Annotated in this window: 32 protein-coding genes and 1 tRNA gene; 16 read left to right on the forward strand and 17 right to left on the reverse strand. The window is 61.4% G+C overall.

The features are described 5' to 3' along the window. The first annotated feature begins 13 nt into the window (after nt 1-13). Nucleotides 14-376: a 30S ribosomal protein S16 gene (rpsP, locus tag ASD83_RS18530; protein WP_056313743.1), complete on the forward strand. Its 363-nt coding sequence runs from the start codon at nt 14-16 to the stop codon at nt 374-376. A 126-nt stretch (nt 377-502) separates the two neighbouring features. Next, nucleotides 503-880: a VOC family protein gene (locus ASD83_RS18535; protein WP_056313746.1), complete on the forward strand. Its 378-nt coding sequence runs from the start codon at nt 503-505 to the stop codon at nt 878-880. A gap of 4 nt (nt 881-884) precedes the next feature. On the opposite strand, the gene leuB is transcribed toward ASD83_RS18535, so the two are convergent. The 3 genes from leuB to leuD all read right to left on the reverse strand — a co-directional run bounded on the left by leuB (nt 885) and on the right by leuD (nt 3,199). Beyond that, nucleotides 885-1,985, reverse strand: a complete 1,101-nt coding sequence (leuB, locus tag ASD83_RS18540) for a 3-isopropylmalate dehydrogenase (protein ID WP_056313747.1) — start codon at nt 1,983-1,985, stop codon at nt 885-887. A gap of 140 nt (nt 1,986-2,125) precedes the next feature. Next, entirely contained in the window at nt 2,126-2,521 is a 396-nt protein-coding gene (locus ASD83_RS18545; protein WP_056313749.1) for a RidA family protein, read from the reverse strand. A gap of 72 nt (nt 2,522-2,593) precedes the next feature. After that, entirely contained in the window at nt 2,594-3,199 is a 606-nt protein-coding gene (leuD, locus tag ASD83_RS18550) for a 3-isopropylmalate dehydratase small subunit (protein ID WP_056313751.1), read from the reverse strand. 179 nt (nt 3,200-3,378) lie between these two features. Between leuD and ASD83_RS18555 the strand changes: the two genes are divergently transcribed. After that, on the forward strand, nt 3,379-4,419 hold the full coding sequence (locus ASD83_RS18555) for a PAS domain-containing protein (protein WP_056313753.1): 1,041 nt from the start codon (nt 3,379-3,381) through the stop codon (nt 4,417-4,419). Here the strand turns inward: ASD83_RS18555 and ASD83_RS18560 are convergent. Beyond that, nucleotides 4,416-5,192 (reverse strand): FadR/GntR family transcriptional regulator, encoded by a 777-nt coding sequence (locus tag ASD83_RS18560; protein ID WP_082561343.1) that lies wholly within the window; start codon nt 5,190-5,192, stop codon nt 4,416-4,418. The two genes, ASD83_RS18555 and ASD83_RS18560, sit on opposite strands and share 4 nt — an antisense overlap. Before the next feature lie 150 nt (nt 5,193-5,342). Here ASD83_RS18560 and ASD83_RS18565 point away from each other — a divergent pair, with 150 nt between their 5' ends. Next, nucleotides 5,343-6,734, forward strand: coding sequence for a M20/M25/M40 family metallo-hydrolase (locus tag ASD83_RS18565; RefSeq protein WP_056314063.1), 1,392 nt, complete (start codon nt 5,343-5,345; stop codon nt 6,732-6,734). Nucleotides 6,735-6,775: 41 nt separating this feature from the next. Here the strand turns inward: ASD83_RS18565 and ASD83_RS18570 are convergent, their stop codons facing one another. Genes ASD83_RS18570 through deoD form a run of 3 tightly spaced genes read right to left on the reverse strand, consistent with a single transcriptional unit; the run spans nt 6,776 to nt 8,495 of the window. After that, the gene (locus tag ASD83_RS18570; protein ID WP_056313755.1) at nt 6,776-7,138 is read right to left on the reverse strand and encodes a DUF1304 domain-containing protein; all 363 of its coding nucleotides are present in this window, start codon (nt 7,136-7,138) and stop codon (nt 6,776-6,778) included. Nucleotides 7,139-7,164: 26 nt separating this feature from the next. After that, a complete protein-coding gene (locus tag ASD83_RS18575) occupies nt 7,165-7,788 on the reverse strand; it encodes a hypothetical protein (protein ID WP_056313757.1) in 624 nt (207 codons plus the stop codon). Next, nucleotides 7,785-8,495, reverse strand: coding sequence for a purine-nucleoside phosphorylase (deoD, locus tag ASD83_RS18580; RefSeq protein WP_056313759.1), 711 nt, complete (start codon nt 8,493-8,495; stop codon nt 7,785-7,787). The genes ASD83_RS18575 and deoD overlap by 4 nt, the downstream gene beginning before the upstream one ends. Before the next feature lie 128 nt (nt 8,496-8,623). Here deoD and ASD83_RS18585 point away from each other — a divergent pair, with 128 nt between their 5' ends. Genes ASD83_RS18585 through ASD83_RS18595 form a run of 3 tightly spaced genes read left to right on the forward strand, consistent with a single transcriptional unit; the run spans nt 8,624 to nt 10,410 of the window. After that, entirely contained in the window at nt 8,624-9,109 is a 486-nt protein-coding gene (locus ASD83_RS18585; RefSeq protein ID WP_056313760.1) for an SRPBCC family protein, read from the forward strand. 57 nt (nt 9,110-9,166) lie between these two features. Continuing rightward, entirely contained in the window at nt 9,167-10,120 is a 954-nt protein-coding gene (gene argC / locus ASD83_RS18590) for an N-acetyl-gamma-glutamyl-phosphate reductase (RefSeq protein WP_056313762.1), read from the forward strand. 2 nt (nt 10,121-10,122) lie between these two features. Beyond that, on the forward strand, nt 10,123-10,410 hold the full coding sequence (locus ASD83_RS18595; RefSeq protein ID WP_056313763.1) for a GNAT family N-acetyltransferase: 288 nt from the start codon (nt 10,123-10,125) through the stop codon (nt 10,408-10,410). On the opposite strand, the gene ASD83_RS18600 is transcribed toward ASD83_RS18595, so the two are convergent. The 3 genes from ASD83_RS18600 to ASD83_RS18610 form a co-directional block, all read right to left on the reverse strand. Then, nucleotides 10,407-11,084 carry a YoaK family protein gene (locus ASD83_RS18600; RefSeq protein WP_056313766.1) on the reverse strand — a complete coding sequence of 226 codons (678 nt, stop codon included), beginning with the start codon at nt 11,082-11,084 and terminating at the stop codon, nt 10,407-10,409. The genes ASD83_RS18595 and ASD83_RS18600 overlap by 4 nt on opposite strands. A gap of 64 nt (nt 11,085-11,148) precedes the next feature. Continuing rightward, a tRNA-Ala gene (locus ASD83_RS18605) sits at nt 11,149-11,224 on the reverse strand. 75 nt (nt 11,225-11,299) lie between these two features. Continuing rightward, entirely contained in the window at nt 11,300-12,313 is a 1,014-nt protein-coding gene (locus ASD83_RS18610) for an SDR family oxidoreductase (protein ID WP_056313768.1), read from the reverse strand. Between the two features lie 65 nt (nt 12,314-12,378). Between ASD83_RS18610 and ASD83_RS18615 the strand changes: the two genes are divergently transcribed. Further along, complete coding sequence (locus ASD83_RS18615; protein ID WP_056313770.1) at nt 12,379-12,948, forward strand: TetR/AcrR family transcriptional regulator; 570 nt, start codon at nt 12,379-12,381, stop codon at nt 12,946-12,948. Here ASD83_RS18615 and ASD83_RS18620 read toward each other — a convergent pair. Beyond that, nucleotides 12,945-13,946 carry a Gfo/Idh/MocA family protein gene (locus ASD83_RS18620; RefSeq protein WP_056313771.1) on the reverse strand — a complete coding sequence of 334 codons (1,002 nt, stop codon included), beginning with the start codon at nt 13,944-13,946 and terminating at the stop codon, nt 12,945-12,947. The two genes, ASD83_RS18615 and ASD83_RS18620, sit on opposite strands and share 4 nt — an antisense overlap. A 184-nt stretch (nt 13,947-14,130) precedes the next feature. On the opposite strand from ASD83_RS18620, the gene ASD83_RS18625 reads away from it, so the two are divergent. From ASD83_RS18625 to ASD83_RS18635, 3 genes are all read left to right on the forward strand, one after another. Next, nucleotides 14,131-15,471 carry a hypothetical protein gene (locus ASD83_RS18625; protein WP_056313773.1) on the forward strand — a complete coding sequence of 447 codons (1,341 nt, stop codon included), beginning with the start codon at nt 14,131-14,133 and terminating at the stop codon, nt 15,469-15,471. Beyond that, nucleotides 15,468-16,277, forward strand: a complete 810-nt coding sequence (locus ASD83_RS18630) for a hypothetical protein (RefSeq protein ID WP_244489236.1) — start codon at nt 15,468-15,470, stop codon at nt 16,275-16,277. Before ASD83_RS18625 ends, ASD83_RS18630 begins: the two co-directional genes overlap by 4 nt. 87 nt (nt 16,278-16,364) lie before the next feature. Further along, nucleotides 16,365-16,643, forward strand: a complete 279-nt coding sequence (locus ASD83_RS18635; RefSeq protein WP_156386047.1) for a hypothetical protein — start codon at nt 16,365-16,367, stop codon at nt 16,641-16,643. 20 nt (nt 16,644-16,663) lie between these two features. On the opposite strand, the gene ASD83_RS18640 is transcribed toward ASD83_RS18635, so the two are convergent. Both ASD83_RS18640 and ASD83_RS18645 read right to left on the reverse strand, forming a co-directional pair. Then, nucleotides 16,664-17,866 carry a sensor domain-containing diguanylate cyclase gene (locus ASD83_RS18640; RefSeq protein ID WP_056313776.1) on the reverse strand — a complete coding sequence of 401 codons (1,203 nt, stop codon included), beginning with the start codon at nt 17,864-17,866 and terminating at the stop codon, nt 16,664-16,666. Between the two features lie 84 nt (nt 17,867-17,950). After that, nucleotides 17,951-18,964 (reverse strand): LLM class flavin-dependent oxidoreductase, encoded by a 1,014-nt coding sequence (locus ASD83_RS18645; RefSeq protein WP_056313778.1) that lies wholly within the window; start codon nt 18,962-18,964, stop codon nt 17,951-17,953. Between the two features lie 109 nt (nt 18,965-19,073). Between ASD83_RS18645 and ASD83_RS18650 the strand changes: the two genes are divergently transcribed. Together ASD83_RS18650 and ASD83_RS18655 are read left to right on the forward strand one after the other, a co-directional pair. Continuing rightward, nucleotides 19,074-19,661: an acyloxyacyl hydrolase gene (locus tag ASD83_RS18650; RefSeq protein ID WP_156386048.1), complete on the forward strand. Its 588-nt coding sequence runs from the start codon at nt 19,074-19,076 to the stop codon at nt 19,659-19,661. 47 nt (nt 19,662-19,708) lie between these two features. Next, on the forward strand, nt 19,709-20,275 hold the full coding sequence (locus tag ASD83_RS18655; protein ID WP_056313781.1) for an acyloxyacyl hydrolase: 567 nt from the start codon (nt 19,709-19,711) through the stop codon (nt 20,273-20,275). 140 nt (nt 20,276-20,415) lie between these two features. Here ASD83_RS18655 and ASD83_RS18660 read toward each other — a convergent pair whose 3' ends face one another. Beyond that, nucleotides 20,416-21,606 (reverse strand): NAD(P)/FAD-dependent oxidoreductase, encoded by a 1,191-nt coding sequence (locus tag ASD83_RS18660; protein ID WP_056313783.1) that lies wholly within the window; start codon nt 21,604-21,606, stop codon nt 20,416-20,418. Between the two features lie 327 nt (nt 21,607-21,933). Between ASD83_RS18660 and ASD83_RS18665 the strand changes: the two genes are divergently transcribed. Both ASD83_RS18665 and ASD83_RS18670 read left to right on the forward strand, forming a co-directional pair. Continuing rightward, nucleotides 21,934-22,974, forward strand: a complete 1,041-nt coding sequence (locus ASD83_RS18665; RefSeq protein ID WP_056313785.1) for an aspartate-semialdehyde dehydrogenase — start codon at nt 21,934-21,936, stop codon at nt 22,972-22,974. Nucleotides 22,975-23,156: 182 nt separating this feature from the next. Continuing rightward, nucleotides 23,157-24,038 (forward strand): EamA family transporter, encoded by an 882-nt coding sequence (locus ASD83_RS18670; protein ID WP_056313787.1) that lies wholly within the window; start codon nt 23,157-23,159, stop codon nt 24,036-24,038. Between the two features lie 6 nt (nt 24,039-24,044). Here ASD83_RS18670 and ASD83_RS18675 read toward each other — a convergent pair whose 3' ends face one another. The 3 genes from ASD83_RS18675 to ASD83_RS18685 form a co-directional block, all read right to left on the reverse strand. After that, nucleotides 24,045-24,365 carry a hypothetical protein gene (locus ASD83_RS18675; protein WP_056313789.1) on the reverse strand — a complete coding sequence of 107 codons (321 nt, stop codon included), beginning with the start codon at nt 24,363-24,365 and terminating at the stop codon, nt 24,045-24,047. Nucleotides 24,366-24,469: 104 nt separating this feature from the next. Further along, on the reverse strand, nt 24,470-24,718 hold the full coding sequence (locus ASD83_RS18680; RefSeq protein WP_056313791.1) for a hypothetical protein: 249 nt from the start codon (nt 24,716-24,718) through the stop codon (nt 24,470-24,472). 388 nt (nt 24,719-25,106) lie between these two features. Continuing rightward, entirely contained in the window at nt 25,107-25,745 is a 639-nt protein-coding gene (locus ASD83_RS18685; protein WP_056313793.1) for a carbonic anhydrase, read from the reverse strand. A 72-nt stretch (nt 25,746-25,817) separates the two neighbouring features. On the opposite strand from ASD83_RS18685, the gene ASD83_RS18690 reads away from it, so the two are divergent. Next, a complete protein-coding gene (locus ASD83_RS18690) occupies nt 25,818-26,024 on the forward strand; it encodes a DUF1737 domain-containing protein (protein ID WP_056313795.1) in 207 nt (68 codons plus the stop codon). Nucleotides 26,025-26,048: the final 24 nt, after the last annotated feature.

The raw sequence follows: 26,048 nt of genomic DNA on the forward strand, positions 1-26,048 counted from the left end.
TAGGAACTCAAAAATGGCACTGAAAATCCGTCTCGCCCGTGGTGGCACCAAGAAGCGTCCTTTCTACCAGATCGTCGTTGCCGACGCCCGCTCGCCGCGCGATGGCCGCTTCATCGAAAAGCTGGGGACCTTCAACCCGCTGCTCGACAAGACGGCTGAAAACCGCGTCGTCCTCAACACCGAGCGCGCCCAGCATTGGCTGTCGCACGGCGCACAGCCGACCGACCGCGTGCTGCGTTTCCTCGACGCCGCCGGCCTTGTGAAGCGCGAAGCCCGCAACAACCCCAACAAGGGCGTCCCCGGCGAAAAGGCCAAGGAACGCGCTGAAGAAAAGGCCGCCAAGGCCGCAGCATCGGCCGAAGGCGCCGCAGAATAATTTTTGGGATCTTTGGTCCAGCGAATGCGAAAGCCCCGGTGGAGACACCGGGGCTTTTTTATCCTGTCAGGTTCTGGCAGCACGGGCGCCTATCGCTTGGGCTCTTCAACTCCCAAGGAAAGTGCCATGAGATTTGCTTCCGTCCGGGTCGTCACCAATGACGTCGAAACCCTGAAGGCGTTCTATTCAAAGCTGACCGGTATTGCGCCGACCGACCTGGCTCCCGGCTTTTCCGAGATTCGGCTGGAAGGCTGTACGCTGGCAATTTCGAGCACGCAGATCATCGACAAGGTCAATGGCGGCGCAATCGTACCCGGCTCGAACCGTTCTTCAATGATCGAGCTTGAAGTTGACGACGTTGAGGCGGTCAAGGTTCGGATGGAAGCGGCCGAACTTGGCGCAATCATACAGCAGCCGACGACGATGCCGTGGGGCAACGTCTCGATGCTGCTGCGCGATCCCGATGGGGCCGTGGTGAATATCTTCTCCCGGCCCAAGCGCTGATTGGTTACGCCTTGAGCTTCGCCAAAATCGCCGCGCCCATTTCTTCAGTGCCAACCGTCTTGCGGTTGTCCTGAGCAATGTCGGCGCAGCGCAGGCCATCGGCGAGCACCGCGGCGATCGCGCCCTCGACCTTGTCGGCCAATTCGATCATGCCAAACGAGTAACGCAACGCCATGGCGTGCGAGGCAATCATGGCGATGGGGTTGGCAATGCCTTTACCGGCAATGTCGGGGGCCGAGCCATGGACGGGCTCATACATGGCCTTGCGCTTGCCGGTAACGGCATCTGGGGCGCCGAGCGCAGCCGATGGCAGCATGCCGAGCGAGCCGGTCAACATGGCGGCCACATCAGACAGGATATCGCCAAAAAGGTTGTCGGTGACGATCACGTCGAACTGTTTTGGATTGCGCACCAGCTGCATGGCGCAGTTGTCCGCCAGGATATGGTTGAAGGCGACGTCGGCATAATCTTTGGCGACAGTGCGGACCACTTCGTCCCAGAGCACGCCGGATTTCATGACGTTCTTCTTGTCGGCCGAGTGAATCTTGTTTCCGCGCGTACGCGCAAGATCGAAGGCGACGCGGGCAATGCGGTCGATTTCATAGGTCTCATAAACCTGAGTATCGACGCCGCGCTTCTGACCATTGCCAAGATCGGTGATTTCCTTGGGCTCGCCGAAATAGACGCCGCCGGTCAGTTCACGCACGATCAGGATATCGAGGCCCTCGACCAGTTCGCGCTTGAGTGCGGACGCATCGGCGAGGGCAGGATAGCAGATGGCGGGACGTAGGTTCGCGAAAAGCCCGAGATCCTTGCGGAGGCGCAGAAGCGCCGCTTCCGGGCGCTTGTCATAGGGAACATTGTCCCACTTGGGACCGCCCACGGCGCCGAAGATCACCGCATCGGCCTTGAGCGCTTTGGCCATGTCGTCTTCGGAAATGGCTTCGCCATGCGCGTCATAGGCACAGCCACCGGCAAGACCGGTATCGGTCGAGAAGTCCGTCAGGCCCTCGGCATTGGACCAGGCGATGATCTTTTCGACCTCGACCATGATCTCGGTGCCGATGCCGTCGCCGGGCAGAAGAAAGAGGGAATGGGTGGCCATGTGGGGAAAACTCCTCGCCGTACTGGTGGGTACACCTTGGTCCGGCACATAGCTTTATTTTGGCTTTTGGTGCAAGGCCGCCCCAAACAAAAACAGCGCTTCCGGGCGGAAGCGCTGCCAAATGATAACAGTGTGCTAGCTTAAGCGTGACTTGTTGCAGCGCCGATGCGGGCGGTCACTTCGATCTCGATCTTCATGCCCTCTTCGATCATCGCGACGATCAGCATGGAAGCGGCCGGGCGGATATCCTTGAACACCGGGCCGACGGCAGCAACGACCTCGTCGACATAAGAACGATCGCCCAGATAATAAACGACGCGAACCGTGTCCTCGATGGACGAGCCAGCTTCCTTGAGCGCTTTGTCGATAGTGGCCAGCGCGTTCTTGGCCTGATCGCCCACGCTCTCGGGCATTTTCATGACCGAATAATCATAGCCCGTCGTGCCCGAGACATAGACCGTGTCCTCGTGGCGCACGGCGCGGGAATAGCCAAAGGTCGCTTCAAAGGGCGAACCGGTAGAGACGCGTTGAACCATTTTTATTCCTTAGAGTGTTTTCAGGAAAGCGGGTGCCACTTTTCCGGTTCGAAAACACGGCCAAACCAGGATCTAGAGCCAGGGGCGCTCATTGGCCATCTTGCCCTCGAAGGACGAAATGGCCGGATCGGATTTCAGCGTGCCGGCGATATCGTCGAGGCCTTCTAGCAGGATGTGCTTGCGGGCCGGGTCGATATCGAAATGCAGTGTGCCGCCGTCGGGACCCTTGATGGTCTGGGCTTCGAGATCGACGGTCAGCGTAGCGTTCGAGCCGCGATCGGCGTCATCGAGCAGGAGTTTCAGCTGTTCGGCCGAAACGACGAGCGGCAGGATGCCGTTCTTGAAGCAATTATTGTAGAAAATATCGGCAAAGCTGGTCGAGATCACGCAGCGAATGCCGAAATCGGCCAGCGCCCAGGGGGCGTGTTCGCGCGATGAACCGCAACCAAAATTATCGCCGGCGATGACGATCTTGGCCTGGCGGTAGGCCGGCTTATTGAGGACGAATTCGGGATTTTCCGAGCCGTCTTCATTGTAGCGCATTTCCGAAAACAGCGCGCTGCCGAGGCCGGTCCGCTTGATAGTCTTCAGATATTGCTTGGGGATGATCATGTCGGTGTCGATATTGATGATCGGCAACGGCGCCGCGACACCCGTCAATGTGGTGAATTTTTCCATCGGAAAACCTCGCTTTGCCACGGGTCTTGGGCCAAACCGGGGTCCGGGTCAAGTCGGCTCATGGCGAAAGCGTTCGGCGCTTGACCTTGGGGGCTTCGTTTGTCTACTCCTGACGCCCTGAACGGTCTTACCTTCAACTTGCGCTCGGGGGGCGGGTGATGCAGGGACCAGTGCCTCCAGTGCCTGAACTTGGCCAGACGACATCCTATCAGCCGACCTCGCGCCAGCTTTTGCGGGCCCTCGAAACCATAACTGGCGTCGGCTTTTTCACGCTGTCTTTCGCGGACGGCAAGGTGCGGCCATCCGATGGGATGCATGTGCTGGCGGGAACGCTTGAGCAAGTCGGCCAGCCGATCGGCATCGAATTCATCGAGGCGCGCACCCATCCCGACGATCGCGCCAGCCTCGTCGAGAGTTTTCACATGCTGATGCGCGATACCCTGCCGACCCAGCGTGACCTGCGTATCCTGCGCGAGGACGGCACGGTGCGGCGTCTCGAAATGCGCTTCGAGCGCATGGTGGACGATAATCGGCGCCCGGTGGGTTGGATCATCTGCGTTCTTGATCGCAGCGAAGAAGAAAGCCTCAGGAAGAATCTCGAATTGATGCACCGGCGGCTGCGTGCGGTGCTGGATCAGCTCGACGTCGATATCGCCTGGTTCAGCTCTCTCGACGGCATCCGGATCGAGCGGGTCAAACAGTCCGCAAGCCTTGGCACGCCCGCGACACCGCTCTTCACGATCGAAAGCTGGTTCGACGCCGTTCATCCCGATGATCGGGCCCAGGTGCTGGAAAACCTGGAACGCGGCGAAGCCAATGTCACCGAGGTGCGCGTGCGGTTGGCGACCGGCCAATATATGCCACTGCGCTCGGTGCGCCAGCCGGTGCGCGACGAACGAGGCGAACCGGTCGAATGGCTGGGCCTGACAACGGTGGTGCAACCCGGTCGTGGCGGGCTCGAAGCCGACGACGCCGCCAGCGAGGAATTGCTCAACGGCCCGCTGCTGCGCGCCGCGCGCAATCTGTTGGGCTGGACCATTCCCGTGCTTGCCGATCAATCAGGCGTTTCCGCTTCGACCATCATGCGGATCGAGGAGGCGACGGCCGCGGTGATCGAAGTCGCCCGACGGCGCACTGCTGAACGGCTGACCCGGGCCCTCACCCAGGGTGGCGTGATCTTTCACCGCACGCTGACGGGAAAACTCGCCATTTCGCTCTAGGGATTTGATTCGAGGTTTTCCATGCGGCCGGCGGCGCGGGCAAAGCCTTCGGCAATGGCAATGCGCATCGCCTCGCGCGCGCGCTGCGAACTCTTGTCGAGGATGGCCTGGGCGATGGCGCGATGTACGGCAACGGTCTGCTCGAGGGCCTCGGGCTCGTTGACCGGCGAAGAGATGGTGAAGGCCGCCGTCAGCGCCATTTCCACCAGCGCACTGATGGAGGCCATGAAGGGATTGCCGGAAGCATCGGCGACCGCCTTGTGGAATTCGAGATCATGCCGGGCAAACTCTTCCGGCGTGCGCGCCGCTGCCATGCGGTCCACCGCCGCCAGGAGCAGCCCCGCCTGATCGTCCGTGCGCCGCTCGGCGGCAAGTGCGGCCGCTTCGATTTCGATGCCGATCCGCACTTCCGCGAGGCTCTGCAGGAAGCTAACCTCCGGCCCCAGCTCGAAATGCCAGGCCAAGACGTCGGCATCGAAGAGATTCCAGCGATTGCGCGGCAGAACGCGGGTGCCGATGCGGGCCCGCGCTTCGATCAACCCCTTGGCCGCCAACGTTTTCAATGCCTCTCGCAGCACCGTGCGCGACACGCGGAACCGATCGAGCAGTTCGGTATCGGGCGGCAGTATGGAGCCCTGAGCGTATTGGCCCGAGACGATGGCAAAGCCGAGATCCCAGAGCACGTCGGAATGGAGATTATGCGCCAGATTGCGACCTGACAGGGCGGCGATGAGGTCGCCGGAATGGCGCACTCGTCCGCCTGATCGATCCATGCTGGTTGGCTCCTTGCCCAATAGTCCGGGCGACCTAAGCACAGGTGAATAAGTATGACAATATTGGTGACCGGCCAAGGCTGGACAGAGCGGCCAACGCTCGCCATGTTGCGCCCAGCAATTTTCTTGAATTCGCCGCAGGATTTTACCATGACCGACCAAGCCCAGCTCGATGCCGTTCTCGCCCATGTGGATGCAGGCCTCGACCAAAGCCTTGATCGGCTGTTTCATCTCCTGCGTATCAAATCGATCTCGACTGACCCCGCTTTCGCCGCCGAATGCCAGAAGGCGGCCGATTGGCTGTCGGCGGAATTGAATGGCCTCGGCTTTGCCGCCAGCGCCCGCCCAACGCCGGGCCATCCGGTCGTCGTTGGCCACGGTCCCGATCAGGCTGGCCCCCATGTGCTGTTTTACGCGCACTATGACGTACAACCGGTCGATCCGCTGAACCTGTGGAATTCCGATCCCTTCGATCCGCAGATCAAGGAAGACGCTTCTGGCCGCAAGATCATCGTTGCGCGCGGCGCTTCGGACGACAAAGGCCAGATGCTGACCTTCATCGAAGCCTGTCGCGCCTATAAGGCGGTAACTGGCGGCCTGCCGGTGCGCGTGTCGCTGATGCTCGAAGGCGAGGAAGAATCCGGCGGCAAGAACCTGCCGCCCTTCATGCGCGACAATGCCGAAGAACTGAAAGCCGACATTGCGCTGGTCTGCGACACCGACATGTGGGACCGCCAGACACCCTCGATCACCACCATGTTGCGCGGCCTCGTTGCCGACGAAATCGTCGTCACCGCCGCCGACAAGGACCTGCATTCGGGCATGTTCGGCAATGCCGCGCGCAATCCCAACCAGGTGGTTGCCGAAATCATCGCCAGCCTCCGCGCCCCCGATGGCTCGGTGACGCTGCCCGGCTTTTATGACGACGTGGCGGAAATCTCCCCTGCGCTCAAGGCGCAGTGGCAGGGTCTGGGCTTTGATGAAAAGGCCTTCCTCGGCAGTGTCGATCTGTCGGTGCCAGCCGGCGAGCAGAGCCGTTCTGTCCTCGAAATGCTCTGGTCGCGCCCGACCTGCGAAATCAACGGCATGAGCGGCGGCTATACCGGCGACGGTTTTAAAACCGTCATTCCGGCCAAGGCGTCAGCAAAGATCTCGTTCCGCCTGGTCTCGGGCATGGACCCCAAAAAGATCCGCGCCGCCTTCCGCGCCCATGTCGAAAAAATGATCCCCGCCGACTGTTCGGTCGAATTCATCCCGCATGGCGGCTCGCCGGCCATCACGGTCCCGGCCGACGGCGAATTCTTGCACAAGGCCCTCTCAGGCCTCTCGGCCGAATGGGGCAAGCAGGCCGTCATTACCGGCTCGGGCGGCTCGATTCCGGTGGCTGGCGACTTCAAGACCATCCTCGGCCTCGACACGCTTCTCATCGGCTTTGCCCACGTGGACGACCAAATCCACAGCCCCAACGAGAAATACGACCTCGACAGTTTTCACCGCGGCATCCGCTCCTGGGTGCATGTACTGGCGGCTCTGGCGAAATAGCGTCGCCGCTCCAGTAGCCCTCACCCCTGAGGGCTACTGGCTCAGGACAAGACCAGCGCCAAAATCGCCAGCACCGCCGGCACGGTCTGAACTAACAAGATCTTCCGGCTGGCCGTCGCGGCACCATAAATCCCCGCCACGGCGACACAGGCGAGGAAGAACAGTTTTATCTGCCAGGCGAGTGCCGGATCGGGATGCACCAGGCCCCAGATCAGGCCCGCGGCGAGAAAGCCGTTATAGAGCCCCTGATTGCCGGCCAGCGTCTTGGTCTGCTCGGCAAATTCCGGCGTCAGCCCAAAAGCCTTCCGGCCGCGCGGACTGGTCCACCAGACCATTTCCAGCAGCACGATATAGATATGAATGAGGGCAACGAGCCCAGTCAGAATATTGGCAACGAGGAGCATGCTCGGCCCATCCCTTCAATGTCAGTTCAGCCGTTGAGCTTGGCCAGCAGCTTTTCCATCCGGTCGCGCTTCGACTTCTGCATCATACCGTCGAGCCGGCCGCGGACAATGGCAAGAAAACCCGGCTTCTGTTCGGGCGTAAGCACGCTGGCGGTTTCTTCGGCATAGGTCGGGAACTGGTTTGGCGCCGCATCCTTGAGCCGCTCGACCAGGATCGGCACGGCCTTTTCCGCATAGCCAGAGCGCGCAAGCTTGACGAGCAGCGAAGTGCAGCGGTCCTTGGCGATGACCGAGCCGCGGTCCGCCGCCTCGATCACCTTGGGCAATTCGGCCGCGATTTCATCGGCGCGAATTTCGGCCACAGCGTCGAGCGCCGTCATGGCGCCCCAAACCTGCCGATTGGTGCCGCTCCCTAGCGCATCGATAAAAGCAGGGCAATAAAGCCCGATCAGATCAGGGCTGCGCGCCCCGATCTCGTAAAGCACCTTCATCGCGTCATTACGCTGCCGCGCCGTGCCCGAACGCACCAGCTCGACCAGTTCGGCAATTTGCTGTTTGTCGCCGGAGGCAGTCAGTTCCTCGGCCAAAGCCACATTGGGCTCCTCGTCGCGCCGATCCAGCGCTCCGGCCAGCCGGTCGGCGACACTCACGCGTCCACCGCCACGTCGAGCGCCAGTTCGACCATGTCCTTGAGCGAGGTCTGGCGGGCATCGGCGTCGATTTCCTCATGGGTGATGAGGCAATCGGTCATGGTGCAGATGGTCAGCGCCCTGACGCCAAAGCGCGCCGCCAAAGTGTAGAGCGCCGCCGCTTCCATCTCGACGCCGATGACGCCATGGTCGGGCAGCTTGTCGTAACCGGCAAAGCCGTCGGCATGATAGAAAATGTCCGAGGACAGCATATTGCCGGCGTGGAATTTCAGGCCCTTGGCGTCGGCCTTGTCGGCCGCCGAGCGCAAAAGACCGAAATCGGCGATCGGCGCGAAATTGAAGGCCCCGAAGCGGCCCTTGACGATGGCGCTGTCGGTCGAGGCGCCTTGCGCCAGGATAACGTCACGTACCTTCACCTTGGCATTAAGTCCGCCACAGGTGCCGACGCGGATCAGCGTCTTGGCGCCATAAGTGTTGATCAACTCGTGCACATAGATCGAAAGCGAAGGCTGGCCCATGCCCGAAGCCTGCACGGAAATCAGCTTGCCCTTCCAGGTACCGGTATAGCCGAGGCAATTGCGCACCGAATTGACCAGTTTTGGATTGTCGAAAAACGTTTCGGCAATCCATTTGGCGCGCAGCGGGTCGCCCGGCAGCAGCACGGCCTCGGCATAGTCGCCTTCTTTTGCGTGATTATGCGGGGTCATGCCGGTCTCCTCTTTGCTCCGATAGAGCGAGCATTGCCACCCGCCGCCCGCCTTGACAATCCTTGCGCCACGGAACGGCCTTCCCCGCCCGCGCATTCTCTCCTGAAAGGAAAACAAGGAGGCTTCTCATGTCCGATAGAATCGAAGCCAAGGTCACGCATCGTTTTCGCGCCAGCCCCGAGCGGGTTTTTGACGCCTTCGTCGATCCCCAACTCGCCCGCCGCTGGCAGGCAGCCTGGCTGAAACGCTCCGGCCAGGCAGGCCGGCTGACCCGTTCGGAAATCGATCCCCGCGTCGGTGGCAGGTTCATCCTGGCCGATGAGCGCGAGGACGGCGAGGCGCGCCACTGGGGCACCTTTCTCGCGCTTGATCGCCCCACAAAGATTTCCTTTTCCTGGATCGTCGACGAGAGCGAAGAGGACGATCCCGGCCTCGTCAGCATGATCATCGAGCCCGAACCCAATGGGCCGGGCAGCGTCGTCACGCTCTACAACACCATGGACGCACAGTGGGAAGACTGGTTGGCCCAGACCGAAAAGGGCTGGATCGCCCTCCTTGGCGGCATAGAAGATGTCATAGAACGGCGCGATATTCCCCCGATGCTAAACGCTTGACGGCGCGGGGCATCAGCCCCATCTAGTCACCAGCAATTTTGCGCGGGAGCCAGGAACATGGTCGCGAAGATCTTTATCGACGGGGAAGCCGGAACCACGGGGCTGCAAATCCGCGAGCGCCTGGCCGGCCGTCGCGATCTCGAGGTCATTTCCATTGCGCAGGAAAAGCGCAAGGACCAGGACGAACGCAAGCGCCTGCTCAATGCCGCCGATATTGCTGTCCTTTGCTTGCCCGACGAGGCGGCCAAGGAAAGCGTGCGGCTGGTCGACAATGGCACGACCCGCATCATCGACGCGTCGACTGCGTTCCGGGTCGATCCAGATTGGGCCTACGGCTTTGCCGAGATGGACAGGGATCAGAGCGAAAAAATCGCCAATGCGCGCTTTGTCGCCAATCCCGGCTGCTGGCCGCAGGGCCTGATCGCGGGCCTGCGCCCGCTGATCGCCGCCGGCCTTATTCCGGCCGATCATCCGATCATCTATCACGGCATTTCCGGTTATTCCGGCGGCGGCCGCCAGATGATCGAGGACTATGTGGCCGAGGGCGCTGGGGCGAGCGAGTTCATGCCCTATGGCCTGACCTTCCAACACAAGCATGTGCCGGAAATGACCTTTTACACCGGCCTCAAGCGCGAGCCCCTGTTCGAGCCCGTCGTCGGCAATTTTGCGCAGGGGATGACCACGTCCCTGCCCCTCCAGCTTGAGACACTCGCCAAAGTCCCGACCGGCGCCGAAATTCATGCCGCCATCGCCGACCACTTTGCCGGCATCAAGGATAGCTTTGTGAAGGTGGCTCCATACGATCCAGCGCTGGGCAAGAGCCCGGCCCTCGATCCGCAGGTTCACAACGGCACAAATACGCTGACGCTCCATGTCTTTGCCAACGACGCTCGCGCCCAGGCCGCTATCGTCGCCGTCTATGACAATCTCGGTAAGGGCGCTTCGGGCGCCGCGGTGCAGAACCTCAACCTCATGCTCGGCGTCGCCGCGGCCGAGAGCCTGGCGGCCTGATCATGGCAGATTACAAGATCCAGCGGGAAGAAGGCCCCACCCGCGGCCGCTATGTCATTGACCTGGCGTCAGGCGCCGAAGCGGAAATGACCTATCGCCGCGAAGACGGCCGCATCATCATCGATCATACCGGTGTGCCCAAAGAATACGAAGGCCGCGGCATTGCCCTCGAACTGGTCAAGGCTTCCATCGCCGACGCGCGCGCCGAAGGGTTCAAAATCACCCCGGTCTGTCCCTATGTGGTGGTCCAGTTCCGCCGCCATCCGGAATGGACTGACCTGCTCGCCTAGTGAAAGGCCCGCATAAGGGCAATGGTGAGCAGCGCTAGCCCCATACCAACAAACATCCATCCGCCTATCGCGAGATAGGCGGCAACACCCAGAATGCCGCCAAAGATGAAGGCGGCCATTGTCATGCTGTAAAGCCTCAGCCGCGCCGTGGCCTCCGGGTCCTTTGACTGCGCCCCGATAAGGCCCGCCAGACCCAGACCGATATCCGTCGCCATCCCCGAAACATGAGTGGTGCGCACCCGTGCGTTGGAAATTCGCGTCGTCGCGGCATTCTGAATGCCCATGGCAAAACTCAGGCCGAGGACCAGCCCATGAGCGGGGAGAACCTGCAACAGATCGGCGCCACCCAGCACGAAGACGACGAGACCCTCGAGCACGATGCCGTAGGCATATTTGGCCCGGCTCTGCCGCGTTCCACCCCACTGAATGAGCAGACCCGAAACCATGGCGCCGAGGATAAAGGCCGAAAGAAACAGTGCGAAAATCCCGGCCAGCGACCAATCGCCAAGCGCCAGATGGTCGGAAAAGGACGAGGCATTGCCCGTCATATTGGCCGAGAAGAACCCCGCGGCCTGAAACCCGGCCGCATTGAGCGCGCCGGCCATCGCCGCAAACAACACGGCCATTTGCCCGTCGAGCCTGAACGTGCGCTTGTGGCCTTCGCTGATCAGCACCCCTGCCTCCGCCGGGCAAATCCCGCACTCGCCAAAGCTCTGATAGCATCGATTTGGAAAGAATTGGTGGAGCTGAGCGGGATCGAACCGCTGACCTCGTCATTGCGAACGACGCGCTCTCCCAACTGAGCTACAGCCCCGCACCAATGGTTGAGATATGGACATAAATCCGAGTTGGAGCAAGGGGGATATATGTGTCCCTGCTCCGCCGAGTGCTAGACCAGTTTGTGTTCAATAAGGCTCCGGCCCGTGGCGACCGCGGCCTCGGCGGAGGAGATGAGCGGGCGTCCCAGGCGCTCACTGCCGCGACGGCCATCGACGCGTTTGCGCGCCCCAAGTTCATGCATATTGTCCCGCACCTCACGATCGAAAAGTGCAACGGCACGCAACAGCCAATTGGGTAATTCCCGCGTCGGCACGCGACGGCTGGGAAAGGCCGGACGCAACATCACGCCCATTTCGGCCATGGAATAGGTGCCTTCCGAAGCAATGCAGCGCTGCCCGCCGGCCGTGGGATTGGTCATGGCATCGACCTGGAGCGCAGCGACGTCGCGCACATCGACCACCGACATGGCAAGTTTCGGCACGGCAGGCAGCCGGCCATCGAGCAGCCGCCGCACCAGCGTGGAGGACGTACCAGGGTCCTCATCGAGCAAAGGCCCAAAAATGCCGGCAGGATTGATGACGGCTAGGTCGTTGTGGCGGTCGGCGGCATCCATCAATGCCCAGGCTTCGCGTTCAGCAAGGGTTTTGGATTTGGGATAGGCGCCGGTCGTGGCGCTTTCGACATTGGTCCAGTCCGCCTCGGTCAGGACCCGCGAATAGTCCTCATGCCCATATTGGATAGCCGCGATGGAGGAGGTCAGCACGACGCGCTCGACCCCGGCGGCCAGCGCCGCCCTGATGGCGCGCCGCGTGCCTTCCACCGCCGGCCGGATCAGCTCATCGGGATCCTTGGGCGTTTCGAGCACGAAGGGCGAGGCGGTATGTTGCAGATAGCGTACGCCGGCCATCGCCTCGTCCCACCCGTTGTCGGCCAGGAGATCAAGCGCCACGAATTCGAGCCGGGTGACATCGGCACCGGCCATGGCGAGCGTCTCGCGGACCTTGGCCGCTTTGTCGAGGTTGCGTACGCTGCCGCGGACGGTGTAGCCAGAGTTGAGCAATTGCAGGGCGACATGGCCGCCGAGAAAACCGGAAATACCGGTGACGAGAACGAGATCGGTCATATCTGTCTCCAAGATCAGAATTGAACGATATGTACTAATATCGTTCAATAAGTTCAAGTGCGAGTATGAAATTGAGTGAAGTGGCAGCAGACCGGGCAGGAGAAAAGCGGCGACGTGTCGTCGAAGCGGCGCGCTACCTGATCCTGCGCCATGGGCTGCGCGGCACGACCATGGAGGCCATTGCCCGCGAAGCCGGCATGGCCAAGCCGACACTTTATGCGCAGTTTCCCGACAAGGATGCGGTCTTCGCCGCCATTGTCGATGGCCTCACCGAGGAGCTGGTCGAGGCCTTTCGACAGGGCATGACCGGGAAGGGCGACCTGGCTGACCGGGTAGGTTCGGCGCTGGCCCTGCAGTTCGCAGCACTCAACCGCGCGCTCGACGGCTCGCCCCATGCGACCGAACTGATGAGCGAGCATCGCCGCGCCGGCGAAAAATTCCGCGAAAAAGATCGCCTGGCGCATGACGAGTTGGCAGAGGCGCTCAAGACGGCCGGCATCGCCGAGGCCAGTATGCTGGCCGACCTCGTGATGGCGGCGTCCTATGGCATTGCACTCAAGGCCACCGACGAAAAGCAGATGATCGCGGCGATCAGGCTTTTGTGCCGCCGCGTCATCGCGCCGGAGCTGGGTTAGACCTTTTCCCAGGCGCCGGATTTTTCGCTGGCAAAGATCGCGTCGAGCACCTTCATTGAGGCGATCGCGTCTTCGACATCATAGGGCAGCGGCGCTTCGCCCAGCACGGCCCTGGCGAAAGCCTCGGCCTGCTCGGTATATTGATCGCATTCGCGCACGATTTCCCGCCGCGCCAGCGAGCCATCGAGCGGCGAGCCGGTATCGATCGTAATGGCGCTGCGCTCACCGGTCAGAGCATTGTAGGGAATGATGATCTCGAGCTTGCCCTTGGTCCCGAAAACCTGGACGCGCTGGTGGCGCACCAATTGGGTGGAGCAGGTAAAGGTCAGCCGCTTGCCCATGCCAAAATCCATCATCACGCTGGCGAGGCGATCGGTGCCGAAAGTGGGGTCGCGCTCGACCAGCGAAACGACGCGCTGCGGCTCGCTTTCGAACAGGAACCGGCCGCTGGTGATCGGATAGCAGCCGATATCCAGAATGCCGCCACCCCCGATATCGGCCTTGTTGCGCACATTGTCCGGATTGGCATTGAAATAGGAAAAGACCGCATCGATGGCCCGGACCTCGCCGAGTTCGCCCGAGCGGATGATGTCGCGGGCCCGCTGCCATTGGGGATGAAAGCGGATCATGAAGGCTTCCATGACGAGGCGCCCCGCCGGCACCTGACGCAGCTCTTCGGCTTCCTTTGCCGTGATGGCGATGGGTTTTTCGCACAGCACATGCTTTCCCGCCCGCGTCGCGGCAAGCGTCATCGGCACGTGCAGGTGGTTTGGCAAGGGATTGTAGATGACGTCGATCTCGGGATCGGCGAAGAGTTCTTCATAAGAGCCATAGGCTTTGGCGATGCCCAGTTCGTCGGCCGCCTGCCGCGCCTTGGAAAGATCGCGCGAGGCAATGGCCACCACTTCGCAATTTTCCGCCTGCTGGATGGCCGGCGTCACCTTGGACATGCCGATATTGGCGGTGGACAATATCCCCCAGCGCACTTTCTTCGTCATCTTTGCCTCCCTTGTCATACCGCGATTGGCCTAGCGCCCTCCCCCATCGTGCTGCAAGCGGAAAGCGCGGTCACGGCACTGTCATCGCCCGGCCATTAACCCCATAAAATACTGCCTCCTTCTTGCCGGGATCGCCGTGTTAACGTCCGCTTAATCGGCCTATCGGGCCACAGGGGGATCAGAGATGCAGCTCAAGCCCAACGCCTTCCGTCTCAACGAAACGGTCCGTGGGGTGGAAACCATGACCCGCTTCGCTCTCGCGGTGCTGGCGCTGGCCTCGGGCGTCTACACCTATCTCGGCGTGCGCGGCATTTTGGATGGCTCGGCCACCTTCGTTTTCTTTGCCGCCATCATCTATTCGGCGGCCGTTTCCGTCGCCATCTACGCCTTCTGGAGCTACATGCTCCGCTTCGTGCCGCTGGTCACCTCCGGGGTTCAGCGCATTGGCCTTTTCGTCACCATGGCCATTGGCTGCGCCATGATCATCGCCATGAGTTCCTGGCTCAACGCCGCGGCCCTCGCCGGGTCGGCCGCCACCGAACAACACATGGCCGTCACGCTTCAGGGCTATGCCGAAGACCTCGACCAGGCTCATGCCAATGCGCTGGCGGCACAGAGCCTCCTCCCCGACGTGCAGCGCGCCGCCGAACGTTTTTCCGGCCTTGCTGCCGACGAACGTGAATCAGGCGCCCTCACCGGCACTACCGGCTCGGGCAGCGTCGTCCAATTGCTCACCCAGATGGGTTCGCAGATGAACCAGCTGGCCTCAACCATTACCGGCAGCCGCGAAGAGGTGGCAGCCCTTTTCGAACAGGGTTCGGCGCGCCTTGCCACCATGCGCGAACTGGTCTCGACGCCCGGCCAGATCGAGCCCCGCGCCGATGCCTTCCAGAGCGAGGCCGTGCAGCTTTCGGCCGTCATCGCCTCGCTGCAGCAGACCGGCGTTGCCGCCTCGGTCAAGCGCGCCGCGGCCGATCTTTCCGCCGGCTTCATCGCCCCGGTGGCCGATGGCCGCTCGGCCGATCTCGCCAATCGGCAGGACCAGGTTATGGAAACCGTCCGCACGTCCGTTGCGGCGCAGTCGACCGCGCTCAGCGCCGCCGCCGACGAGATTCTGGCGACCCCGCCGGTCGAACAACGCCGCTATGTCCCCCTGTCGAGCGCCGAAGCCGTCATCCGCTACTGGCAGGATTTCATTCCATCCTGGGCCGGCGCCATTTCCATCGACCTTCTGCCCGTCGTACTCGTTCTGGTGCTGATGATCGTCAACGACGCCATGCGAAAAGATTCATCCTCCCTCGAAGAAGCGGAGAATATTACCGCCGCAGAAATGCTGCGGGCCCTGGCGCTTTATCGCCGCATGGAGGCTGCGGGCGTTGATGTTGCAACCGGCCAGCCGCGACCAGAGCCGCAAGCGCCGGCCGAAGACCTGCCCGCCGCCGCCGAATTGCCAGCCGACGATGGCACGGTAACCCCGATCGAAGCCGCCCAGCGCAAACGCACCGACGGACCCCGGCCGGCATGAAGACAGAGGCGAACGACCGCGCACCTTCGGTAAGCCCCGGCATCATCGCCCGGCTCGCAGCCGTGGACGATGGCAATATCATCCGCGCCGCCTTCTTTGCCCTGCTGATCGGCACGGCGAGCGTGCTCTATGTCGATTTTCGCGAACTGGCCCTCAGTGAACCGGCAGCGCTGGCGCCAACTTTGATGCCGATCCTGCCCCCGGCAGACCCGGCAAACGGGGTTGAAGGGCGGCCCATGCCGCACATCACCTCATCGCCGGAAACCCTCGATAACCCACTTTCCATCGCGCTCGAAAGCGGGGGCGATCTCAGGCTGACCGGCACTATCGATCCCGGCGCCGCCCTACGGTTCAGGACGGAGATTGAACAACGCGGCGAATACGTGAAGACTGTAGTTCTTGATTCGCCCGGAGGATCAGTGATGGACGCGCTGGAGATCGGCGCCCTCATCCAGGAAAAAGGCCTCGCGACCAAAGTCGCCGCCGGAAACCTCTGTGCCTCATCCTGCCCTATTATTTTCGCCTCTGGTACCGAGCGCATCGCCAGCGCTGATGCGGCCATTGGCGCGCATCAGATCTATGCGGCTTCGCTTGGCGAAGCCGCACGTGATGCTTTTGCCGTTGCCGGGGTCGCTATGGCCGATGCGCAATCGACCACGGCAGAGATCACGCGGCATCTGACGAAAAGCGGCGTCGATCCGGCCCTTTGGCTGCATGCGCTCGATACGCCGCCCGACCGGCTCTATTATTTTTCGAGAGAGGAGATGCAGCGTCTAAAGCTTGTCACGCAATTCATCGAGAATTGAACGCCTGCCAGGAACCGGTGGAGGACCGGTGCCGTTAGGCGGGTAAGGGCCAAAAGTGCCCAAAAAACCTCGTGGAGGAGGCTAAAAATGTACGCAACGCATACTTTGACGCGACACAGCGACATTCAGAGCTGGGTCACCGATCGCAAGGGCATTCCTGCCGTTGCCCGTATTCGCAATCGCTTCGGTGAGGAAAAATCGAAACTCCTGCTGCGTTTCGTCCGCAGCCAGGGCGGCGCAATCGATGACGGCATGAGCCCATGTTCCTGGACTGCCTGGTTTGCCGAACTCGACCGCCAGCAATTGGCGCTGAAGGTAACGCAAGCCGGAGAGTGCGAACTCGTGCCCCGCGCCACTCTTAACTAGGCTGGCGCGACATCGACGCATTAGGCCCGGGCCTGTTGCTCGGGCCCATCCCGTAAAATTCCGACGGTCGTGACCGGCGCCACGCAAACCCGGTCGCGCCCCTTGGATTTCGCGTCATAAAGAGCCGTGTCGGCGCGCCGCAACAGGTCGGCAAGGCTTTCGCCGGGCTCCAAAACGGCGATCCCGAACGACGATGTCATCTGTCGCTCCATGCCCCGCTCTTCGCCCGAGAGCTCGCGAAGCCGCCGCCTTGCTGTTTCTGCGGCGCCCCGGGCGACGCCAAGATCGGCACCAGGCAAAAGCACGGCGAATTCTTCTCCGCCCAGCCGCCCGATAACGGCGCGAAGATCAAAGCTTTCCCTCAGCACCCGGCCGAAAGCGGCGATGGCGCGATCCCCCGCTGCATGACCAAAACTGTCATTGATGGCTTTGAAATGGTCGAGATCGGCGACGATCATCGCCGCCGGCGCCCCGGCACGCACGGCCAGCAACCGGGCCTTTTCGGCTCGATCTTCAAAACCTCGGCGATTGAGCAGGCCCGATAGCGGGTCGGTTTCCGAGCGCGCCGTCATATCGGCCATCATGTCGCGCACGATGATCAGCAGAATAAGAAGCCCATTGGAGATCAGCAGCACCGCCGCGGTACTCTGGGAAATCGCCGCATAATTGCTGGAAAGATAGCCCTGCGGCGATCCTCCCGAACCGATCAGCAAAGCGATGAAGGGCTTGGACAGGTAGTTTAGCGTCACAAGCACCATCAGGCCGACCAGCGCCATATCGAGCGCACGATTGGACTTTCGCGACAGGACCAGAACGGCGCCGAGGAACTGCAGCACCGCATAGGGCGCCTGATAGAGCATGGCGCGAACAAAGGAATCGCGCGGCATGTCGAGAATGGCGACATTGACGGCCAGCGAGGCGACGACAATCAGCCCAAGAATGCGCCAGGGCGGCCTGATGCCATAGTGCCGGGCGATACCCACATTGGAAAGAGCGAGCGCAAAGAGAAAGGCGGCGAAGATGGAAACGCTGACCGGCCGTGCATCGACCTGATGGGGCAGCATGAATTCGAAGACGCCGTTCAGAATGCCGGTCGCATAGGCCAGCGCCAGCCAGCGCGCGCCGATGGCGTCACGATAGTAAGCGGCAACAATGCCGAAGGCGGTGGCGAACAACCCCGCGATAAAGAGGTTGATGGCCAGCACGAAGCCTGCTGCGCTCATAAGGAATTCCGGCACGATGGGACTTATCCAATCGTGCCGTTGTTTTCGGTAAAAGATCGTTAAGTTTGCCCCGAAAATCCAGCCTTAGCGAGGCGTAACCCCAAGCGCCCCGGCCAGCAGCGCGAAGGAGCGCCGGCGCAGCGCATAGGAATGGATGGTCGTGGTGATCATCACCTCGTCGGCCCCCGCCTCGCGCGCTTTCTGCGTGATTTCTTCGGCCATCCGCTCGGCGCTGCCCACCATCCAGAGCGCGCCCTGGTGCGAAATCACCTGTTGCTGCTGCGGTGTCAGGGTTTTGGCGCGCTCCAGCGCTTCCTCCGGCGGCGTCAGCCGGCGTTGCTCGCCGGTCACGAACAGGGCCCAGTTCACCGCTTGTGACGTGGCAAGGAATTCTGCTTCTTCCTCGGTTGGCGCAGCGATCACCGAAAGACAGAGAATGGTCCGCGGCTCGGGAAAATCCGCCGAGGGCACAAAGGCAGCGCGATAGGCCGCAAAGGCCGGCGCTGCGGGCGTATGGGAGAAATGAGCCGCAAAGGCATAGCCAAAGCCGATCTGTCCCGCCGCCTCGGCGCTGGCGCCCGAGGAACCGAGCAACCATTTGGGCGGCAGATGAACGCCGCCCGGCGAAACCGGCACGCGCGAAAAGGGATGGTCCGCGGGGAAATTTTCCTCATCGAACGCCATCAGTTCGGCGAGATAGTTGGAAAATTCCTCCCCGCCACCCGAGCGCAGCGCGCGCATGGCATAGCCATCGCCCCCCGGCGCCCGGCCAAGGCCGAGATCGATGCGGCCCGGATAGAGCGCTTCGAGCGTTCGATAGGCCTCGGCAATCCGGAGCGGGGCATGATTGAGCAACATGACGCCGCCGGAGCCGACGCGAATGCCCTTTGTCGCCGCCGCGGCACTGCCGATAAGGATTTCCGGCACCGAGGAGGCGATGGAGGGCATGCCGTGGTGTTCGGCATACCAGAGCCTTTCATAGCCCAAATCGTCGGCCGCCTGTGCCAGTTTTACCGTCTCCGCCATGGCCTCTTCAGTCGAACTGCCTTGAGCGATCGGGGCAAGATCCTGTAGGGAAAGCTTGAAACTGGCGGTCATGGAAAACTCCAAAATGTTGCCCCGCTTATATCGGTACTTGCCGATGGATTTCCAGAGGCTTACGCAAAGCGCCCCTTTGTGCTAGCTTGGAGTGAATGGGGGACCTGCTGTGCGGCGTGCTATTCTACTGACTATCCTATTGGGTGCCTGTGGCACCGGGACTGCGAACGCGCAGAATCTGCTCGATCCGCATCCGCTGGCAGGCGTCGTTGATGAATTGCGTTTTGGTCTCCACGCCTACAATGTGCACGGCGCCATGCTGCCGTTTCTCGTCAATGAGTGGCAGATCACGGAAGTCAGAAGTGTTAGCTTCGACGTGCTTTTCGTCTCCCCCGACATCGATGCGTTCCGCTGGATCGGGTCGCCCCGGCCCGAGATCGGCACCACCATCAATCTCGGCGGCAAGGAAAATCTCCTTCATGCCGGCCTTACCTGGCAATTGCCCGTTTTCGATACGCCGATCTACCTCGAAGGCACGTTTGGCGCTGCCATTCACGACGGCGCGCTGACAGGCGCACCCGCTCCGACGAAGAACTTTGGCTGCCGCATCAATTTCTACGAGCGTTTTGGCATCGGTGCCCATCTCTCGGACAATGTGACGGCCACCGTTACTTATGAGCACACATCCAATAACAACTATTGCGAGGCCAATGATGGCCTCTCGAACTTCGGCGTTCGGCTGGGCTGGAAGTTCTAACACTTTCGTGCACATAGTATCCCCGGACCTTGGGGAATACTTTCTCTATGAAGATCTACAAGCACACGAGTGTCGCAATAGCGGCGTTTCTGATGATGTCGATCCCTGCCTTCGCGCAGACTTTTGGCATTTCAGAAATTCGTGGCGGAATTTTTTCCCATAGCGTCGATGAGCCTGAGACCTTTTTGGGCATGTTCGGCGTAGAGCGCGTCCACGACGTCAATGTTGAGCTGCTGTTCGACGCGCCCGGTTTGAGCGAATGGGTCACGCTTGGTGACCTGCGCCCCCATATTGGCGCCACGCTCAATATGGGCGGGCTGGAACACATGGTCTATGCCGGTGTGAGCTGGACCGTTCCCGTCTTCGATAGCCCTGTCTTTGCTGAAGCAAGCTTCGGCGGCGCCGTTCACAATGGCAATACGACGGGCGGCGTTGCAATGCCCGCCCGTAGCCTCGGCTGCTCTGTTCTCTTCCGGGAATCCGCCAGTGTCGGCCTTCAGCTCACGCCCAATGCCTCGATCATGGCCACGGTCGAGCACGCCTCCAATGCCAATCTCTGCCACGACAACCGCGGCCTCACCAATATGGGCATCCGCGTCGGCTGGACGTTCTAGGGTGTGTGCGGATTCATGTCAGGGCGAGGCGAAAATGGTGATTTTCGAGAGCCGGAGCGGAGCGTACGTTTGGGTACGTGAGCACCGGAAGCGCAGAAGATTGCCGTTTGCAGCCCGGCATCACTGAATCCCCACACGCCCTAGGCAGACTGCCCGGCCGACCAGCCCGAGGCCCAGGCCCATTGGAAATTATAGCCGCCGAGCCAGCCGGTCACGTCAACCGCTTCGCCCACGAAGTATAGGCCTGGCACCGTCCGCGCCATCATTGTCTTTGCGTCGAGCCCGGTCGTATCGATACCGCCGAGCGTCACTTCCGCCGTACGATAGCCTTCCGACCCCACCGGCTTTAACGTCCAGCGGCTGACCTGATCGGCCACCGGCTGTAGCTTCTTGTCGGAAAAATCGCCGATCATGCCGGGCTGGTTGATCAGATCGCCGACCAGCTGCGCCAGGCGCTTAGGCAGGTGCCCCGCCAGCACCGTCTGAATATGGTTGCGCGGCTGCTCTTTTCGGGCCTGCTGCAAAAGGGACAGCGCATCCTCGCCTGGGAGCAGATCGATGGAAATGCTGTCGCCTTCGCGCCAATAGGACGAGATTTGCAGGATCGCCGGACCCGACAGACCGCGATGGGTAAAAAGCAGCGCCTCGCGAAATTTCGTCTTGCCATGACTGACAATGGCATCGGTCGAAACCCCCGCCAGCGGCTTCAACACTTCCAGCGCGCCTTCCTCGAACGTCAGGGGCACAAGGGCCGGGCGCGTATCGGTCACCGCGAGCCCGAATTGCTTGGCGAGAGAATAGGCAAAGCCGGTCGCCCCCATTTTGGGGATCGACTTGCCGCCCGTCGCAACGATCAGGCTTTCGGTCGTGACATAGCCGTCGCCGACCAAAACCTTGAAACCGTCATCGATCTTTTCAACCGAGCCCACCGAGCGACCCGTCCAGATAGCAGCGCCGGCCTGCCGCAACTCGTCGATCAACATGGCAACGATCTGCGTCGCCGGCCCATCGCAAAACAGCTGCCCCAGCGTTTTTTCGTGGAAGGCAATGCCGCGCTTCTTCACCCGTTCGATGAACATGTCGGGGGTGAAGCGCGACAGCGCCGAAAGCGCAAAGCGCGGATTGCTGCTCAAAAACCGCTCGCGCCCCAGCACATGCGTCGCATTGATATTGGTAAAGTTGCAGCGTCCACCGCCGGAAATGCGGATTTTTTCGCCCGGGTCTCTGGCATGGTCCACGACCAATACCCGACGCCCCCGGCGCCCGGCTTCAATGCCCGCCATGAGCCCGGCTGCGCCGGCACCCAGAATGATGATGTCAAAGTCGGTCATTTTGGCCTCGCGCCGTTCGTTGCCTTCCCGTATCGCCCCCGCTCCTCCGGCGCCACTCCAAATTCATTGACTCTTTCCTATTTGAGAGTATGAGAAGTCCTGCTTTTCCTCTGAGAGCATCGATTTTCATGCGCAGCTTCGGCCACATTGCCGTTCTCATGCCCACCCGGCTACCGGCCGGGGGCATCGCTGCCATGGCCAAAACCACCAAAACCGCCTGACGCTTTTCCCCGGGTCCCCTCCCGCCGGGGAGAGGCTCAAAGCACTGACCGCGATGGCAAGATCATCGCGCGGGGGCGGAAAAGGTAAAGGGACCGGAGTTCCAAAATGGGTTATCGCGTCGCTGTCGTCGGGGCTACAGGCAATGTGGGCCGCGAAGTTCTCAATATTCTCGCCGAGCGTAATTTTCCGGCCGACGAGGTTTTTGCCCTCGCCTCGTCCCGCTCGATCGGCAGGGAAATTTCCTACGGCGACAAGGTCCTCAAGGCCAAGGACCTGCAGCATTTCGATTTTTCCACTGTCGACTTCGCCATCATGTCGGCCGGCGGCGCTATTTCCAAGGACTGGGCCCAGCGCATTGCCGCGGCCGGCGCCATCGTCATCGATAACTCGTCCTATTGGCGCTACCATTCTGACGTCCCGCTGATCGTGCCCGAAGTGAACGGCCACGTGCTCGACCGCTGGCTTAACGATGCCAAGCGCAACAACATCATCGCCAACCCCAATTGCTCGACGGCCCAGCTCGTTGTGGCGTTAAAGCCCCTCCACGATGCGGCAACCATCAAGCGCGTCGTCGTTTCGACCTATCAGTCGGTCTCGGGCGCGGGCAAGGAAGGCGTCGACGAGCTCTGGAACCAGACCAAGGGCATTTTCGTCAACGATTCTCCTACCCCCAGCAAGTTCCCCAAGCAGATCGCCTTCAACGTCATCCCGCACATCGATGTGTTCATGGAAGACGGCTACACCAAGGAAGAGTGGAAGGTTTTGGCCGAAACCAAGAAGATCCTCGATCCCAAGATCAAGGTCACCTGCACCGCCGTGCGCGTGCCGGTCTTCGTAGGCCATTCGGAAGCCGTCAACCTCGAATTCGAAAAGCCCATCACGGCTGACGAAGCCCGCGATATTCTGCGCGAAGCCCCAGGCATTTCCGTCCTCGACAAGCGCGAAGCCGGTGGCTACGCGACCCCGATCGAATCCGTCGGCGAATACGACACCTTTGTCAGCCGCATCCGCGAAGATGTCACCGTCGAGAATGGCCTCGCCATGTGGGTGGTCTCGGACAATCTGCGCAAGGGGGCCGCGCTCAACACCATCCAGATCGCCGAAACGCTGATCGAAAAGGGCCTGAAGCCCCGCGCTCTGGCTTGAGGGATTAACCCCCACCCATCCTCCCCCTGAGAGGGGGAGGAGCCGTTCAGGGGCTCACTGCCTCACAACAAACTCGATATGTCCCTCCCCCTACCAGGGGGAGGCCAGGTGGGTTCGGCAAGCAACCCGCTTGAGCCAGTTGCGCAAGACGCGTACAACACTACCGTACCGGTAGTTACTCCATGCCCATCCGCCACATTCTTCTCGCCCTTCTGGTCGTTGCCATCTGGGGCTTTAATTTCGTCGTCATCAAATTGAGCGTCGAGGCCCTGCCGCCCATTCTGGCGGCTGCCTTGCGCTTTTCCGCGGCGGCTTTCCCGGCGATTCTCTTTGTTCGACCGCCCAAAGCGCCGGCCTGGATCGTCATCGCCTTCGGCCTCTCTTTCGGCTTTGCGCTCTATGCCTTCCTCAATCTCTCGATTGCCTGGGGCATGCCGGCAGGCCTCTCCTCACTGGTGCTGCAGACCCAGGCCTTCTTTACCATGGCCATGGCCTTCGTGCTGCTCGGCGAGCGGCCGAGCAGGTTTCAGGTTATCGGTGCGGGGATTGCCTTTGTCGGCATCGGCGTCATCGCTCTGGAGCGCATCGAAGGCGCCGGCTTCGTGCCGCTGCTGCTGGTTCTCTTGGCAGCGCTCTCCTGGGGCCTTGCCAATGTGCTCACGAAAAAAGCCGGCAAGGTCAATGCCATTGCCTTCACGGTCTGGGGTTCGTTCGCCGCGCCACTGCCGCTTTTCGCCCTCTCCTTCATGACCGAAGGCGGGGACGCGATCCTTGCAGCTCTCGGGGGCTTTGGCTGGTCCGACGCGGCGCTGATCGCTTTCCTCGCCTATCCCGCAACCTTGCTGGGCGGCGGCATCTGGAGTTGGCTGCTGGGGCGCCATCCGGCCTCGGTCGTTGCCCCATTCACCCTCTTGGTCCCGATCACCGGGCTCTTGTCGGGCTATCTGGTGCTGGGCGAGACCATCACCGGAATGGAAATTCTGGGCGGCCTGCTGGTGATCGCCGGTCTCGTCGTCACCTTGCGAAAATCGAAATCAGTCGAGCCGGCGATTCGGCTCGACTGATCTGGCTTATTGCACCAGCGCTTCGGGCGCCGTAGGCGCAGGCACATCTGCCGGCACGTCGAGCGGGGCGGGAACAGCCTCCGCCGGAGCCGGTACGCTGGCCGGCTGCAGCGCATTAAGCTGTTCCGGCGTCAGTCCACCGGCGCCCTCGACATCGGCGGCGGCAAACTCCTCTGGCGTCAGATCGGGCCAGACGACCTGCAATTCCTCATAGCTGAGGCGGCCGTCGGCGTTTACGTCGACATCGGCAAAAGTCAGGGGCGTCTGTGCCATGGCGGGGGCGGCGAAAAGGCTGGCGGCCACAAGGCCGAGGGCGAGCTTGCGCATGGAGAAAATCCTAAGGTCAGGAAAGGGGCGACACTGTCGCAAAATGAGGACGCCACCCCGTAAGGGCCGGGATGGCGTGCTGCCCGAAAACGGGCGAAAGGTTTTTAGCTGGCCGGGACGGCGGCCGCCGCAACCAGAGCATCATATTCTTCGGCGCTAAGTTCGCCATTGCCGTCGGTATCAGCGGCGGTGAAGGCTTCCTGGGTCAGGTCGGGCCAGGCGACCTGCGCTTCGACCAGGGAAACGCCGCCATTGGCATCGGTATCGACCGAGGCGAAGTCGGTGGCAGCCTGCGCCATGGCAGCGCCGGAAAGGCCAAGAAGGATAAGGGAGGACAGAACGATCTTCTTCATGGTGTTGCTCCATGTTTTCGGGAACGTGCGATGGAAGATCTGTCTTCCATCGACGGGCAGCTCTCCTGCGGCCCATGACCAAAGACTGGCGGCGCAATGTGTCTGTCGACCGACCACACAAAGGCGTGAACGGACAGATGTCGGGGCTATTTGCAGGCAGCCCAAATTAGCCCGCAAATTGGGAATTTCAGGACAAGGCCCGAAAAATTCAAAGATGACTTAAGGTCTTCACGCGTTGCCGGGCAAAACAACTGATCACGATTTCAGCACGACAAGATCAACTTGAGGGCAGAAAAGCGGCCATTGCTCACGCCCAAGTGATCGGGCACCCGGCAACAATGCCGGCCACCCGCTTTCCGGGTGGCTCAAAGATCAGGAAAGGACCGGCTCAAAGCTCTGGCCGGATAAAATCCCCGCTCTCGTCCATGATCCACAATTCGCCGGTCGAAATATCGAACCATGCGCCGTGCACCGCGATTTTCCCTTCGGCTTCAAGATCGGCCACATAGGGAAAGGTCCGCAGGTTGCGGATGGAGTTGCGGATCGAGATCCGCTCCATCGCCGTCTGCCGTTCGGTGGAGGTGAGGAGGCTGTTCGGGCCAAGCTGGCTGGGCAAGTCGCCGAGCATGGCCATCCACTTGCCGATAAAGTCGCCATCATCGAGCGGCTTCAGGTCGGGGTCGAGCACCGCCTTGATCCCCCCGCAGCGGCCATGGCCCATCACCACGATATTGGCAATGTTGAGCGCCTTGACGGCAAATTCGATAGCGGCCGAAGTACCGTGCTGGCCACCATCGGGCTGATAGGTCGGCACCAGATTGGCGACGTTTCGCAGCACGAACATTTCGCCGGGCCCGGAATCGAAGATCATCTCGGGCGCCGCGCGGCTATCGCAACAGGCAATGATCATGGTGGTCGGCTTTTGGCCGGCCGAAGCGAGATCGCGAATGCGTTCCTTCTCGCGGGCGTAGCGTCCGGCCAGGAAATTGGCGTGGCCGTCGAGCAGGTCTTTCGGAAAGCTGTGCATGCCATCTCGATTAGCGCTAAGAGGCAAGAGAATCAATCTCGGCGCTCGGCTCGCGCCGCAATGGGGGTATGCATGCTCATCTACCGGTTTCTTACAGGCGAAGATGACTCGCTGTTCTGCCACAAGGTCACCAAGGCGCTTTCCGAAGGCTGGCAGTTGCATGGCAGCCCCACCTATGTCTTCGATGCGGTCAGTAAGAAGATGCGCTGCGGCCAGGCCGTGACCCGCGTCGCGAGGGACCAGCCCTACGATCCGGAAAAAAAGCTCGTCGATTTTTGATGGTCGCGGGGCCGGTCGCTGCCG

The organism is Devosia sp. Root685, from assembly GCF_001427875.1.
Lineage (GTDB): Bacteria > Pseudomonadota > Alphaproteobacteria > Rhizobiales > Devosiaceae > Devosia.

Bases quoted from the DNA above. Each gene is read 5' to 3' on its own strand.
- rpsP (WP_056313743.1), top strand. From the start codon at position 14: ATGGCACTGAAAATCCGTCTCGCCCGTGGTGGCACCAAGAAGCGTCCT.
- ASD83_RS18610 (WP_056313768.1), bottom strand. From the start codon at position 12,313: ATGACCGATCTCGTTCTCGTCACCGGTATTTCCGGTTTTCTCGGCGGC.
- ASD83_RS18640 (WP_056313776.1), bottom strand. From the start codon at position 17,866: ATGAGCGCAGCAGGCTTCGTGCTGGCCATCAACCTCTTTATCGCGGGG.
- leuB (WP_056313747.1), bottom strand. From the start codon at position 1,985: ATGGCCACCCATTCCCTCTTTCTTCTGCCCGGCGACGGCATCGGCACC.
- ASD83_RS18630 (WP_244489236.1), top strand. From the start codon at position 15,468: ATGAAGACAGAGGCGAACGACCGCGCACCTTCGGTAAGCCCCGGCATC.
- ASD83_RS18615 (WP_056313770.1), top strand. From the start codon at position 12,379: ATGAAATTGAGTGAAGTGGCAGCAGACCGGGCAGGAGAAAAGCGGCGA.
- ASD83_RS18635 (WP_156386047.1), top strand. From the start codon at position 16,365: ATGTACGCAACGCATACTTTGACGCGACACAGCGACATTCAGAGCTGG.
- ASD83_RS18670 (WP_056313787.1), top strand. From the start codon at position 23,157: ATGCCCATCCGCCACATTCTTCTCGCCCTTCTGGTCGTTGCCATCTGG.
- ASD83_RS18560 (WP_082561343.1), bottom strand. From the start codon at position 5,192: ATGGATCGATCAGGCGGACGAGTGCGCCATTCCGGCGACCTCATCGCC.
- ASD83_RS18645 (WP_056313778.1), bottom strand. From the start codon at position 18,964: ATGACCGCCAGTTTCAAGCTTTCCCTACAGGATCTTGCCCCGATCGCT.
- ASD83_RS18655 (WP_056313781.1), top strand. From the start codon at position 19,709: ATGAAGATCTACAAGCACACGAGTGTCGCAATAGCGGCGTTTCTGATG.
- argC (WP_056313762.1), top strand. From the start codon at position 9,167: ATGGTCGCGAAGATCTTTATCGACGGGGAAGCCGGAACCACGGGGCTG.
- ASD83_RS18675 (WP_056313789.1), bottom strand. From the start codon at position 24,365: ATGCGCAAGCTCGCCCTCGGCCTTGTGGCCGCCAGCCTTTTCGCCGCC.
- ASD83_RS18595 (WP_056313763.1), top strand. From the start codon at position 10,123: ATGGCAGATTACAAGATCCAGCGGGAAGAAGGCCCCACCCGCGGCCGC.
- ASD83_RS18620 (WP_056313771.1), bottom strand. From the start codon at position 13,946: ATGACGAAGAAAGTGCGCTGGGGGATATTGTCCACCGCCAATATCGGC.
- ASD83_RS18680 (WP_056313791.1), bottom strand. From the start codon at position 24,718: ATGAAGAAGATCGTTCTGTCCTCCCTTATCCTTCTTGGCCTTTCCGGC.
- ASD83_RS18625 (WP_056313773.1), top strand. From the start codon at position 14,131: ATGCAGCTCAAGCCCAACGCCTTCCGTCTCAACGAAACGGTCCGTGGG.
- ASD83_RS18570 (WP_056313755.1), bottom strand. From the start codon at position 7,138: ATGCTCCTCGTTGCCAATATTCTGACTGGGCTCGTTGCCCTCATTCAT.
- leuD (WP_056313751.1), bottom strand. From the start codon at position 3,199: ATGGAAAAATTCACCACATTGACGGGTGTCGCGGCGCCGTTGCCGATC.
- ASD83_RS18660 (WP_056313783.1), bottom strand. From the start codon at position 21,606: ATGACCGACTTTGACATCATCATTCTGGGTGCCGGCGCAGCCGGGCTC.
- ASD83_RS18565 (WP_056314063.1), top strand. From the start codon at position 5,343: ATGACCGACCAAGCCCAGCTCGATGCCGTTCTCGCCCATGTGGATGCA.
- ASD83_RS18535 (WP_056313746.1), top strand. From the start codon at position 503: ATGAGATTTGCTTCCGTCCGGGTCGTCACCAATGACGTCGAAACCCTG.
- ASD83_RS18690 (WP_056313795.1), top strand. From the start codon at position 25,818: ATGCTCATCTACCGGTTTCTTACAGGCGAAGATGACTCGCTGTTCTGC.
- ASD83_RS18685 (WP_056313793.1), bottom strand. From the start codon at position 25,745: ATGCACAGCTTTCCGAAAGACCTGCTCGACGGCCACGCCAATTTCCTG.
- ASD83_RS18665 (WP_056313785.1), top strand. From the start codon at position 21,934: ATGGGTTATCGCGTCGCTGTCGTCGGGGCTACAGGCAATGTGGGCCGC.
- deoD (WP_056313759.1), bottom strand. From the start codon at position 8,495: ATGACCCCGCATAATCACGCAAAAGAAGGCGACTATGCCGAGGCCGTG.
- ASD83_RS18545 (WP_056313749.1), bottom strand. From the start codon at position 2,521: ATGGTTCAACGCGTCTCTACCGGTTCGCCCTTTGAAGCGACCTTTGGC.
- ASD83_RS18585 (WP_056313760.1), top strand. From the start codon at position 8,624: ATGTCCGATAGAATCGAAGCCAAGGTCACGCATCGTTTTCGCGCCAGC.